Origin of the sequence: Mycobacterium sp., from assembly GCF_965277065.1 — a bacterium.
GTDB lineage: Bacteria > Actinomycetota > Actinomycetes > Mycobacteriales > Mycobacteriaceae > Mycobacterium.
On record NZ_CBDIBT010000017.1, the window covers coordinates 12,405 to 24,921 of the forward strand.

The following is a 12,517-nucleotide window of genomic DNA, read 5'->3' on the forward strand; positions in this document are numbered from 1 at the left end:
AGGGGCGGATATTCATCAGATGATGACTTCATCGAGCGATGAATTGTCGCCGCATCGCCACGAGGTGGCGATCGACATCGACCACCTGCGGGTCGTTCGCGGCGGCCGGCCGGCACTGGACGACTTCTCGGTTCGGGCGACCCGCGGCACGATCACCGGGCTGCTCGGACCGTCCGGCTGCGGCAAGACCACCTTGATCCGCAGCATCGTCGGTACCCAGCGCATCACGTCGGGCAGCGTGCAGGTGCTCGGTCTGCCGGCAGGATCGCCGTCGCTGCGCCAGCGCGTCGGATACGTGCCGCAGAATCCGACGATCTACGACGACCTGCGGGTTGTCGACAACGTCAAGTACTTCGCAGCGCTGTACGGATTCGACCGGCAGGCTGCGGAATCCGCGGTCGACCGGGTTGGTCTCACCGACCACGCCACCGCATACTGCGGCAATCTGTCCGGCGGTCAGCGCACCAGGGTGTCGCTGGCTTGTGCGCTGGTGTGCCGGCCGGAACTGCTGGTTCTCGACGAGCCGACGGTGGGTTTGGACCCGGTGCTGCGCGCTGATCTGTGGGAGGAGTTCACCGAGCTCGCTCGCGGCGGGACCACTTTGCTGGTGTCGAGCCACGTGATGGACGAAGCCGACCACTGCGGTGATCTGCTGCTCATGCGCGAGGGGCATCTGATCGCGCACACCACCCCGACCCAACTACGAGAGGACACCCGATGCAGGTCGCTGGAGGACGCGTTTCTGTCGATCATCACGCGGCAAGCCGGGTAGGTGTGCAAGAGCAGCTGAAACCGTTTGCCGCCACTACTTTTCGGATTCTGCGGCAGCTGGCAGCCGACCCACGCAGCATCGCGATGATCGTGTTCGTGCCGGTTCTGGTGATCACGCTGATGTACTTCATGTTCGAGAACGCTCCGCATCGGCCGGGCGGGCCGACACCGTTCAACAACGCGTGTTTGATTCTGCTGGGGCTGTTTCCGCTGTTCTTGATGTTCATCATCACGTCGATCACCATGCAGCGCGAACGGGCGTCGGGAACGTTGGAGCGGATCCTGACCACCCCGCTGCGCCGACTCGACCTGCTGATCGCTTACGGCACTGCGTTTTCCATCGCCGCGGCAGCGCAGGCGACATTGGCGTGTGGGGTCTCGTTCTGGTTGCTCGGCTTCGACACCGCCGGCAGTCCGCTGTGGGTGTTCGTGATCGCGATCGTAAACGCGGTGCTCGGTGTCGGGCTCGGATTGTTGTGTAGTGCGTTCGCGCGAACGGAGTTTCAAGCCGTGCAATTCATCCCGCTGGTGATGGTGCCGCAACTCCTGCTGGCGGGCATCATCGCGCCGCGAGCGCTGATGCCTTCCTGGCTGGAATGGGTCAGCAACGTCCTGCCGGCCAGCTATGCGCTCGAAGCGCTGCAACAAGTGGGCGCCCACGCCGACCTGACCGGTGTCGCGGTCCGTGACATGGCGATCGTGCTGGGCTTCGCGATCGCGGCGCTGTGCCTGGCCGCAGCGACGCTGCGCCGGCAGACGCCATGACCGCAGCCAACTCCGGACGCAAAAGGCCCGGCCGGCCGGCCGGCAGCTCCAACACCCGCGATCGCATTCTTGACTGCGCTCGAGACCTGTTCGCCCGCAATGGGATCAACAGCACCTCGATCCGCGCGGTGGCCGCCGCCGCCGGCGTCGATTCGGCGCTGGTGCATCACTATTTCGGTACCAAGGAAAAGCTCTTCGCCGCAGCCGTGCACATCCCGATCGATCCGATGGACGTGATCGGGCCGCTACGCAAAGTGCCCGTCGAAGAACTCGGTCACCAAATTCCGTCGATATTGTTGCCGCTGTGGGAGTCCGAGATAGGCGCGGCGTTCATCGCCACGTTGCGCTCGATCCTGGCAGGTTCAGAGGTCAACCTGTTCCGGACGTTCATCCAGGACGTGATTGGTGCTGAAGTAGGGGCACGCGTCGACGATCCGCCGGGCAGCGGGATCGTCCGGATCCAGTTCGTGGCATCGCAATTGGTGGGCGTCTTGCTCGCGCGCTACATCCTGCTGCTGGAGCCCTTCGCGTCGCTGCCCGCGCAGCAGGTCGCGGACACCATCGCGCCGAACCTGCAGCGCTACCTCACTGGGGAGTTGCCGGATTTGCCTGCGCGATGAAACGCTCGTGCTCCTCGTCGCTCACGTCGACCGCCTCGTCGACGAGCAGCACCGGGATGCCGTCCTCGATGCGGTAAGCCCGCCGCAGCCGCGAGTTGTAGAGCAGCGCATCGCTGCCCCTGTTCACCGACAACAGCGGGCCTCGATCGGCCGGGCAGACCAAGATGGCCAGTAGCTTTTCGTCAATCACGTTGGCTCCGTACGTCATTGTGCACCAGACAACTCCGCGCGCGCGGGTCCAGTCAGCCGCCGGAACTGATTTGCTTCGGCGTGGAACACCCAGGCGTGCCGTCCCGCCTTCGGGATCCCGGCGGCGCGCAGCGCGCTGACCGTCGGACGATAGGTCGCGCTGAGCTTCAGCTCGGGCACCACAAACACGATGTCCGGGCCCAGCCCGAAGGGCATGGCCGCGACTGCCTCGGTGAGGTCAGCCGCGGTGATCGTGGCGCCCGGCCGGGTCGACACCGCGGTCACAGCCACCTGGTGTCCGTCCATCGGCACGCCGTACGTCACCGCCAGGTCGACCGCCGGAATCAAACCGAGCGCATCGGTGATCGGGTCGGAGTAGACGACCCCGCGTTGGGTCTGCACGGTGGAGCCTCGTCGGCCCAGCAACCAGAAGTCGCCGTCGTTATCGCGGCGAAACAGGTATTCGGTGGAGATCCAGGTGTCGGCTGGACCGAAAACGCCTCGTTTGACCGATGCCGTGGGATCGATCGGCCCGCGCGGTTCGGCCAGCAGCACCCCGACCTCGTTGGTGTCCGGGACTCGCACCAAGCCGGTGTCGTCCTCCAAGATCAGGTCGTGATCGGCGTCGTAGGCGCCCAGTTCGACCCGGCCGGCACCCGGCAACGGCCGGCCCTTGCTGCCGATCTTGGCTCCGGACACGTTGGCCAGCACCGCATGTCCGTCCGTCGTCGCGAAGAACTCGACCACGTGGGCGGGCGCGAACACGTCGACGATGCGCTGCCACAAGCCGGTCGGCATTCCCGAGCCGATGAACACCCGTACCGGGTGATTGCCGCGCAGGGTGAAACCGGGGTCGTCGATGACATCGCGGAGCATGGCCCACGTGTACGACACCACGGTGACGCCATATTGGTTCAGCTCGGCCACGAACCGGTCGGGCTTCAGCCCACGGGACAGCGCGATCCGGGTGCCGCCGACCACCGCCCCGCCGAGGCTGACCAGCAGCCCTGACTCGTGGTGCAGGGGCGTCAGGCAGTACACCGTGTCGGTACGTCCCAGGGCGGCTGCCGATGCGGTGCCGAAGGCCGACAGCGCCCACCGGTAATTAGTGATCTGCTTGGCGACGAGTTGCCCACTGGCGGAGCTGAATCCGATGAAGGCGAGATCGCGCGCAAACCCGGGATTCGGCCGGTACCAGGCGGGCAGCTCGACGGCGTCGGGGTCGATCTGCTCCATGTCGATGACATTGGCGTCATTGGGTAGGTGCAGGTCGCGGGATTCACCACCACCGAGGACCAGGATCTGCTCGGGCAGCTGCCGGGCGATCTCGAGATTGGCGGGATCGGTGATGATCTCCGACACTCCCCCGAGCCTGACTTCGGCGGCCAGGTCGGCGTCTGGATGCAGCAGCACCGCGACGGCGCCCAACCGCGACAGCGCGGCGATGGCAACCAGCGCGCTCGGCCGGGTTTCCATCAGTAGGCCGACGTGTTCGCCTTGGCGCACTCCGACGGCGATCAGCCCGCGCACCACGTTGTCGATACGCCGGTTCACCGCTTCGTAGGTGTGCACGCGGCCGTCGAAGAGCAGGAATTCGCCGTTAGGAGCCTCGTGCGCCTGCTCGCCGATGATGCGGCCCAACGAGATCCGGGTGTGATCGTTGATCTGACCCAGACGGGCCAGACGGGGCAGCGTTCGCGCGGTCTCTACGGCCAATGTGCGCATGGACTTGTTTGCGGTGACGAAGGCGTCGGCCGCTCCGCGGGCGAGTGTGAGTGCGACCTCGGAGGCCTCACCCAATCCGTGCAGCACCCGCGAGCTGAACGCGACACCACGGTCGGAGGGCTCGTCCGGCTGGTCGGCCATCGGGAAGATGTCGGTGGGTTTCTTCCCGTCCCCGGAAATCCACAGTACCCAATCGGCGACGGTCGGCCAGCTCTCTTGTGCCGCTTTGGATCCGACCACCAGGCCGAAATGGCCGGTCCGGATCAGGTATTCGTACACCTCGGCGTTGGGCGCCGCGCGCCGAATGCCTCGCACCGCGGCCGGCTGGCCGATGTCGTCGACTTCGCCGACGAAAGCCAGGATCGGGCAAGTGATATCGGTCAGGGTGACGAGTTGGCTGTTGATGGCGAAACCGCCGCTCATCATCCGGTTGTGCGCGACGAACTGCTTGAGCAGTTCGGAGATGGCGGGCCCAGACCAGGCGATCCAGCCCTCGGACTCCAGGAATCGGCGCTGGGCTTCCCGCGGCAGCAGTGCCTCGCGGTCGTGGAGTTGGCGCACGAAATCGATCCGCGCTTTGGCAGTCTTGAGCGGGTCGAGCATCTGAAAGCCGGTGCGCGCCAACCAGCCGGGAATGTCCAACCGGTTGAAGACGTGGTCCGCCATGAAGGTGGCCACACCGGGGGCGATGTTCGGTGGCAGCCCCATCGGCAGCGCCGCCAGCGTATCTACCGGGGAGCCGAACGTGACGATGCTGGCGATGCTCTTGGAACGTCGGTAGGCGGCCGCCTGGTAGCAGAACATGCCGCCCTGCGAGTAGCCGATCAGATGCACGTCACGCTCGGTGATGTCGGCCATCGCGTCTAGCGCTTCGCTCAGGGCGACGATGTGGTCGGCCAGCGTGCGGCTCATGCCGCCTTCGATCTTGTCGGGCGAGCCGAAGTCGATCACCCAGGGATCCAGCCCGGCGGCATGCAGAATGCCGACCGCGCCCTCGTCGCGGGTGACGTCCCACATGTTTGCCGACATCATCATCGGATGCACCAGCAGCACCGGCTCGCCGGCCTGCGGATGCCCGGGTCGGCTGTCCGGCGGGAAATAACGGCGGAGCTTGTACATCGGCGTGCTCTCGACGGTCTGTGACGGAGACGGAGAGTTGCCGGTTTCCAGCCCACCGAGTCGCAGGACCTCCAGGCCGTTCTGTGCGGTCGCCATCAGGCGCTCCACCGGTCGAGTGACCGCGGAAAACCTCAGATCCATGCCGCCGCTCCCCTCGAACGAAGACCACAGTGTGCTGCGCGTAGGCCAGACAGCGTGCACATCATGGCACATCACAGGGGGTGCGCCCATTGCTTTGCGCACGGTGCCGGTCCGTGGGGACCAGCGTAGTCGTCCGCCTTCGCGGACAACGGTTGCGCAGCGTACGTCTAGGGTCGGGCCGGTGGCACACCTGCTCGGCGCCGAGGCGATACACCTCGAATACCCGGCTCGGGTCGTCTTCGAATCGACGACGGTCGGGGTCAGCGACGGCGATCGCATCGGCATAGTCGGACGCAACGGCGACGGTAAGTCCAGTTTGCTGGGTCTGCTCACGGGTCAGGTGCGTCCCGATGCCGGGCGGGTCACCCAGCGCAGCGGGCTGCGGGTCGGGGCGCTCAACCAGGCCGACATCCTCGACTCGGACGCCACGGTGGGATGGTGCTTGGTCGGCGACCTGGCGGACCACGAGTGGGCCGGGGATCCGCGTATCCGCGACGTGGTCAGTGGCTTGGTCTCCGACATCGCCTGGGACGCCGTGATCGGCACTCTCAGTGGTGGGCAGCGGCGGCGCGTCCAGCTTGCGGAGCTGCTGATCGGCGACTGGGACGTCATCGCGCTGGACGAGCCGACCAACCACCTCGACATCGAGGGCATCACCTGGCTGGCCACCCACCTGCGCGGGCGCTGGGCGCGCAACACGGGCGGACTGCTGCTGGTGACCCACGACCGTTGGTTCCTCGACGAGGTGGCGACGGCGACGTGGGAGGTGCACGACGGACTCGTGGAGCCGTTCGAGGGCGGGTACGCCGCATACGTCCTGCAGCGGGTCGAGCGGGACCGGTTGTCCGCTGTCGCGGAATCCAAGCGGCAGAACCTGATGCGCAAGGAGTTGGCCTGGTTGCGCCGCGGGCCGCCGGCCCGGACGTCGAAGCCGAAGTTCCGCATCGACGCGGCCAACCAATTGATCGCCGACGTGCCACCGCTGCGGAATGCCGTCGAATTGGCCAAACTCGCCACCGCGCGGCTCGGGAAAGACGTCGTTGATCTGCTTGACGTGTCGGTCTCGTTCGACGGCCGACCGGTGCTGCGCGACGTCGAATGGCGGATCGGTCCGGGCGAACGGACCGGCGTCGTCGGGGCCAACGGGGCCGGCAAGTCGACACTGCTGGGACTCATCACCGGCGCGATCCAGCCGGAGAGCGGAAAAGTCAAGCGCGGCAAGACGGTTCAGTTGGGGATTCTGGACCAGCGCGGTGGCGAGCTGATCGCCCTGGCCCACGAGAGGGTCGCTGATGTGCTGGGCCGGCTCCGGACCGGCTACGAGGTGGACGGCCGCGACGTCACGCCCGCCCAGTTACTGGAACGCCTTGGATTCGACGGCGCTCAGTTGTCCGCCCGCGTCAACGAGTTGTCCGGCGGCCAGCGGCGCCGCCTGCAACTGATGCTCACGTTGTCGGCCCAGCCCAACGTGCTGTTACTCGACGAGCCGACCAATGACGTCGACACCGACATGCTGGCCGCCACCGAAGAACTGCTCGATTCGTGGCCCGGCACACTGATCGTGGTCTCGCACGACCGCTACCTTCTGGAGCGGGTGACCGACCAGCAGTACGCGATTCTGGACGGGCGGTTGCGCCACCTCCCCGGCGGTGTCGACGAATACCTGCAACTGGCCGCGCAGGCGGGCGCGCAACGCACCGCAGTCGCCTCGCCCAAACCGTCGGCTACCCAGGAGATCTCCGGTGCCGACCTACGTGCCGCGCAGAAGGAGATCGCCGCCATCGACCGCAGGCTGGCCCGGCTCGCGGAGCAAATCGACGCCAAGCACCGCGCGCTGGCGGATCACGATCAGTCCGACCACGTCGGCATCGCCGGCCTCACCGAGCAATTGCGAGAACTGGAAAGCGACGTTGCCGGCCTGGAAAACCGGTGGATGGAAGTTTCCGAAGTATTGGACTGAATTTTTAATTGACTATGGCATTAATATTGCAGAAATTTCGCAGATCCTGCGGTCGGATCGGGGGCGCAGATCGCGACATTCGTATCGTCTCCAAATCGCCTCCGCCAGAGGCGATGTCTTTTAAGATGCTGTCAAGCGAACGTCGCCGTCCCCGAATTTGGTTACCGCCTCTGACAGGTAGAGAGATGTCCGCAATGACGCGACGCCGAACCGCATTGGTCGGGGTGGCGACGGTGGGCTTGGTTTTCTTTGCGGGAATGTTGTTCGGCGGCAACGTCCATTCGGGTCCGCTGGGAGTGGGCGCAGTCGGCCCTACCGGTTCGGCGGTCATGGGTCTGTTCGCCACGGGATGCGCCGTCGCCGCCGCGCTTGCTGCCCGGCGCGGCCAACGCGGGTCATGGATCGCGGTGGCGATCGGATTGGGTGGCTGGACCGTCGGTAGCGCTGTGTGGTGTTACGTCGCACTCGGTGGCGCAGCGCCGATCTCGAATTCCTCGATTTCGGAACTCGGCTACGTGGTACTGCCGCTATTCGCCTTAGCCGCTGCGCTATTGGTTCCGAGCCGTGACGATTCCCGATTCGGCATCAGCTTGCTACTCGACGGAGTTCTCATTGCTGCGTCATTGTTGGAGGGCCTTGGAGCACTGGCTCTGAACACGGCGGCCACGGTGAGTTTCTCTCGCGTCCTGGTCGCCGTGATCACCGCGTTCTACCTCGCGGTGGTCGTCATGGCACTGATCGTCACGCGAAAGGCTGAGCCGGGTCGACGGTTTTCGCCGGCCCTACTCTCTGTGGGCTTCGCCGCAATCGGGACGGCGGGCGCGATGCGGATCTTTGAGAACAATCCGGATCAGATTCAGGACAACGTCGTCGCTCTGGGGTGGATCGGCGGGACCTATTTTCTCGCGCTGTCGGCCCTCGCGTCCCGGCCAGGACCCGATCTCGACGGTGGTCTTGCCCGCCCATCGTCTCGATTCTCCATGCTGCTGCCCTATCTGCCGTTGACATTCGCCGCCACGGTCGGTGCGATGCACTTCTGGCCGAAGGATTCGCGCGAGGCGTTCGTCTACGCAACAGGTCTGGTGATGGTGTGCACGGTCCTCGTACGGCATTTACTGGCACTCGACCGAAAACGAAGATTGCTTGATGCAGTCACCGACGCTGCGCTGCGTGACGCGGTGACCGGTCTGGCCAATCGGCGGTTGCTCGACGAACGATTGGCGCACGCCGCACAGTTGAACCACCGTCTCGACGTCCCGCTCAGCGTATTGAGCATCAGGGTCGACGATTTCAAGATCGTCAACGACACCCTCGGCTACGCGGCCAGCGATGCGCTGCTACGCAGCGTCGGTGCGCTTATCCAGGCCAGTGTCCGCGCCGACGACACCGTCGCCCGCCTGGGTGGCGACGAATTCGTCGTCGTCGTCGAAGATCGCCCCGAGGTGGCCGCTCAGGTGGCGAACAGGATCGCCAAAGCCTTCGACAGCGCGCTCGAAATCGCCGACAACCGGGTGTATGTGCATCTGAGCATCGGTGTGACAACGGCCCAGGCCCGCAGCGAACCCGCAACAACCGCAGCCGATCTGCTCAGCCAGGCCGAATCGGCCCGTGCCCGCGCCGAGCAGACGAGTGCGACCGATGTTCAGACGTACACACCGGAGAAGGACGCACATCTTGGTCGACGGCAAACCTTCCGTACCGGTATCCAGCGCCTGCAATTGCTCTGGGATCTCCGCCGCGCCATCGACGACCGTCTGCTGACGCTGGTCTATCAACCGCAGTTCCGGATGTTGAGCGGCGCGGTATGCGGGGCCGAAGCGCTATTGCGTTGGGAACACCCCACTTTGGGCACCCTGGAGCCCAGAGAATTTCTACCGTTGGTGCGCGAGCACGGGCTGACCGATGCCGTCACCGACGTGGTGCTCTCACGCGCGATCGCGGACGCCGCGGGTTGGCATGCGATCGGCGCGGACATCCCGGTCGCGGTGAACTTGTGGGCACGTTCGCTCGGTGAGGACACCCTGCCCGACCGCATCCTGACCGTGCTGGACGTGCACGGCATGTCGCCGAGCCTGCTGACGGTGGAGATCACCGAGGAGTTGATGGTGGCCGACTTCGATAAGGGTCGGTCCGTACTGAATCGCCTCCGGGAAGCCGGCATTCGCATTTCGATCGACGACTTCGGCAGTGGGTATTCCACGTTGACTTATCTTCGCGAGTTGCCCATCGACGAGGTCAAACTCGACCGCCAGCTCATTGCGCCGATTCTGTACGACCGACGCGCCGCAACAATCGCACGGTCCGTCATCGAGTTGGCCGAGGAGTTCGGGATCGCCAGCGTCGCCGAAGGCGTCGAAAACGACGACACGGCCCGCTGGCTTCGACAATTCGGCTGCGACGTCGTGCAGGGCAACTTCTACTCCGGCCCGTTGCCGGCCGGCGAAATCCCCCAGGTTCCTTCGGTCGCGGCGCGTATTGGCCCGGCAGTGCGCTAGCGGCTCAGCCGGTGGCGAAGCCGCTCCACGGCGGAGAGCACCGAATCATGTTGGCGCGCAACCTGACTGGGCGCTGTACCACCGCGGGCATCGCGCGATGACACCGAGCCCTCGATGGTGAGCACGTCGCGAACCCGAGGCGTCAGATCAGCGCTGATGGCAGCCAATTGGTCGTCGGTCAGCTCTTCCAAGCCGACACCGAGTTTTTCGGCAACCTGGACGGCGGCCCCCGCGGCTTCGTGGGCATCCCGGAATGGAATACCCTGGCGCACCAGCCATTCAGCGATATCGGTGGCCAGCGTGTAACCGGCCGGTGCCAGAGCCGCCATCCGCTCGACGTTGAATGTCAGGCTGCTGACCATGCCGGCCATCGCCGGCAGCAGCAGCTCGAGCTGCGCGACGGAGTCGAACACCGGCTCTTTGTCTTCTTGCAGGTCGCGGTTGTATGCCAGCGGCTGTGCCTTCAGGGTTGCCAGCAGGCCGGCCAGGTTGCCGATCAGGCGGCCCGACTTGCCGCGGGCAAGCTCGGCGATGTCGGGATTCTTCTTCTGCGGCATGATCGAACTGCCCGTCGACCACGAATCGTGCAAGGTGACATAGCCGAATTCGGTGGAGCTCCAGATGATGACGTCCTCGGCAAGACGGGACAGGTCGACGCCGATCATCGCGAAGACAAATGCCGCCTCCGCAGCGAAGTCCCGCGACGCCGTCGCGTCGATCGAGTTGTCCGCGGCGGCGGCGAAACCGAGTTTTTCCGCGATCGCGTCGGGGTCGAGGCCCAGCGACGAGCCGGCCAACGCTCCAGAGCCGTACGGCGAGACCGCTGTCCGTGCGTCGAGGTCGACGATCCGGTCGACGTCGCGCAGCAGCGGGTGGGCGTGGGCGAGGAGATGATGCGCCAGCAGGACCGGCTGGGCAGACTGCATATGGGTCTTGCCGGGCATGATGGCGTCCGGATACGCCGCGGCCTGGCCGACCAATGCTTCGACAAGCTCTAGGGCGCCGGCGGCCACGCGCCGCAGCGCGTCGCGCAGCCACATCCGAAAAAGGGTGGCCACCTGATCGTTTCGTGAACGGCCGGCCCGCAGCCGACCGCCCAAATCCGGGCCGACCCGGTCGATCAGCCCGCGCTCCAGCGCCGCATGGACGTCCTCATCGGTGACCAGCGGCCCGAAACTGCCGTCGGCGACGTCTTCGGCCAGGCCGTCCAGACCGACCAGCAGACTATCGCGCTGATCCGCGGTCAGCAGCCCGGCGCTGTACAGCACCTCGGTGTGCGCGCGGGACGCGGTCACGTCGTAAGGCGCCAAGACCCAGTCGAATTGGGTCGACCGGCTCAGCGCGGTCAACGCGGCGGACGGCCCGTCGGCGAACCGTCCTCCCCACAGCGAACCCTCGTTGGTGCTCACGTGTTCTCCGCCCTGTTCTGCGCGAGCAGACGCAGAATCGCACGCGGACGGGTGTGCCGGTGCGATTCTGCGTCTGCTCGCCAGGAAACGGTCGAGGCCGTCACCGCAGATCCCGGCGCGCGGCGAGCTTGGACGACAGCCCATGCACGTAGACGAAACCCTTCGCCATCGACTGGTCGAAGGTGTCACCTTCGTCGTAGGTGGCCAGGTTGAAGTCGTACAGGGACTCGGCACTGCGCCGGCCGTTGACGGCAATATGCCCACCGTGCAACACCATTCGGATTTCACCGGTGACATGTTCCTGGGTCTTGGCGACGAAGGTCTCCAGCGCCGTCTTCAGCGGCGAGTACCACAGCCCGTCGTACACCAATTCGGCCCAGCGCTGGTCGGTGTGCCGTTTGAACCTGCCCAGCTCACGTTCCAGGGTGACGTGCTCGAGCTCGGTGTGGGCGGTGATGAGCACCATCGCCCCGGGTGCCTCGTAGATTTCGCGGCTCTTGATGCCCACCAGCCGGTCTTCGACGACGTCGAGGCGCCCGACGCCCTGCGCGCCGGCGCGGCGGTTGAGTTCTTCGATGGCCTGCAGGACCGACACCGAACGGCCGTCGATCGTAACCGGCACGCCGCGTTCGAAGCCCACGATGACTTCGTCAGGGGTGTTCCAGTTGACGGTCGGGTCTTCGGTGTAGTCGTAGACGTCCTTCGTCGGCGCGTTCCAGAGGTGTTCCAGGAAGCCGGTTTCCACCGCGCGACCCCACACGTTCTGGTCGATGGAGAAGGGCGAGCGTTTGGTGACGTTGATCGGGATGTCGTTCTCGTCGGCGAAGGCGATGGCCTTCTCCCGGGTCCACGCGTAGTCCCGGACCGGGGCCAGCACCTCGAGATCTGGTGCCAGTGAAGCGAATCCGACTTCGAAACGGACCTGATCGTTGCCCTTGCCAGTGCAGCCGTGCGCGACGATGCTGCCACCGTGCTCGCGGGCCGCCTTGACCAGGTGCTTGGCGATCAGGGGCCGGCTGATGGCGGACACCAGCGGGTAGCGGTCCATGTAGAGCGCGTTGGACAAGATGGTCGGCAGGCAGTAGCCGTCGGCGAATTCGTCGCGGGCATCGACCACGACGGCTTCCGCGGCACCGCAGTCCAGCGCCCGCTGACGCACCACCTCCATGTCCTCACCGCCCTGGCCGAGGTCGATGGCGACCGCGACGACCTCTCGGTTGGTCTCCTTGCCGATCCAGCTGATCGCCACCGAGGTGTCCAGACCGCCGGAGTACGCCAAGATGACGCGTTCGGACATGAATTGATCTCCTTTTGGATCGTGCG

Annotated in this window: 9 protein-coding genes; 5 read left to right on the forward strand and 4 right to left on the reverse strand. The window is 65.6% G+C overall.

Annotated features, from left to right (window positions below; genetic code table 11):
• Positions 1-19 precede the first annotated feature (19 nt).
• The 3 genes from ACQY5A_RS08495 to ACQY5A_RS08505 are packed head-to-tail and all read left to right on the forward strand — an operon-like array spanning position 20 to position 2,156.
• On the forward strand, positions 20-772 hold the full coding sequence (locus tag ACQY5A_RS08495; RefSeq protein WP_428339957.1) for an ABC transporter ATP-binding protein: 753 nt from the start codon (positions 20-22) through the stop codon (positions 770-772).
• Positions 718-1,536: an ABC transporter permease gene (locus tag ACQY5A_RS08500; RefSeq protein WP_428339958.1), complete on the forward strand. Its 819-nt coding sequence runs from the start codon at positions 718-720 to the stop codon at positions 1,534-1,536. Before ACQY5A_RS08495 ends, ACQY5A_RS08500 begins: the two co-directional genes overlap by 55 nt.
• Positions 1,533-2,156: a TetR/AcrR family transcriptional regulator gene (locus ACQY5A_RS08505; RefSeq protein WP_428339959.1), complete on the forward strand. Its 624-nt coding sequence runs from the start codon at positions 1,533-1,535 to the stop codon at positions 2,154-2,156. The genes ACQY5A_RS08500 and ACQY5A_RS08505 overlap by 4 nt, the downstream gene beginning before the upstream one ends.
• Here ACQY5A_RS08505 and ACQY5A_RS08510 read toward each other — a convergent pair.
• Together ACQY5A_RS08510 and ACQY5A_RS08515 are read right to left on the reverse strand one after the other, a co-directional pair.
• Complete coding sequence (locus tag ACQY5A_RS08510; protein WP_428339960.1) at positions 2,122-2,346, reverse strand: Trm112 family protein; 225 nt, start codon at positions 2,344-2,346, stop codon at positions 2,122-2,124. The two genes, ACQY5A_RS08505 and ACQY5A_RS08510, sit on opposite strands and share 35 nt — an antisense overlap.
• A gap of 14 nt (positions 2,347-2,360) precedes the next feature.
• Entirely contained in the window at positions 2,361-5,330 is a 2,970-nt protein-coding gene (locus ACQY5A_RS08515) for an acyl-CoA synthetase (RefSeq protein ID WP_428339961.1), read from the reverse strand.
• A gap of 181 nt (positions 5,331-5,511) precedes the next feature.
• Here ACQY5A_RS08515 and ACQY5A_RS08520 point away from each other — a divergent pair, with 181 nt between their 5' ends.
• Together ACQY5A_RS08520 and ACQY5A_RS08525 are read left to right on the forward strand one after the other, a co-directional pair.
• Positions 5,512-7,290, forward strand: coding sequence for an ABC-F family ATP-binding cassette domain-containing protein (locus ACQY5A_RS08520; protein WP_428339962.1), 1,779 nt, complete (start codon positions 5,512-5,514; stop codon positions 7,288-7,290).
• 194 nt (positions 7,291-7,484) lie between these two features.
• On the forward strand, positions 7,485-9,785 hold the full coding sequence (locus ACQY5A_RS08525) for a putative bifunctional diguanylate cyclase/phosphodiesterase (RefSeq protein WP_428339963.1): 2,301 nt from the start codon (positions 7,485-7,487) through the stop codon (positions 9,783-9,785).
• Here ACQY5A_RS08525 and argH read toward each other — a convergent pair.
• Both argH and ACQY5A_RS08535 read right to left on the reverse strand, forming a co-directional pair.
• A complete protein-coding gene (argH, locus tag ACQY5A_RS08530) occupies positions 9,782-11,194 on the reverse strand; it encodes an argininosuccinate lyase (protein WP_428339964.1) in 1,413 nt (470 codons plus the stop codon). The genes ACQY5A_RS08525 and argH overlap by 4 nt on opposite strands.
• A gap of 100 nt (positions 11,195-11,294) precedes the next feature.
• Complete coding sequence (locus ACQY5A_RS08535; protein WP_428339965.1) at positions 11,295-12,491, reverse strand: argininosuccinate synthase; 1,197 nt, start codon at positions 12,489-12,491, stop codon at positions 11,295-11,297.
• Positions 12,492-12,517: the final 26 nt, after the last annotated feature.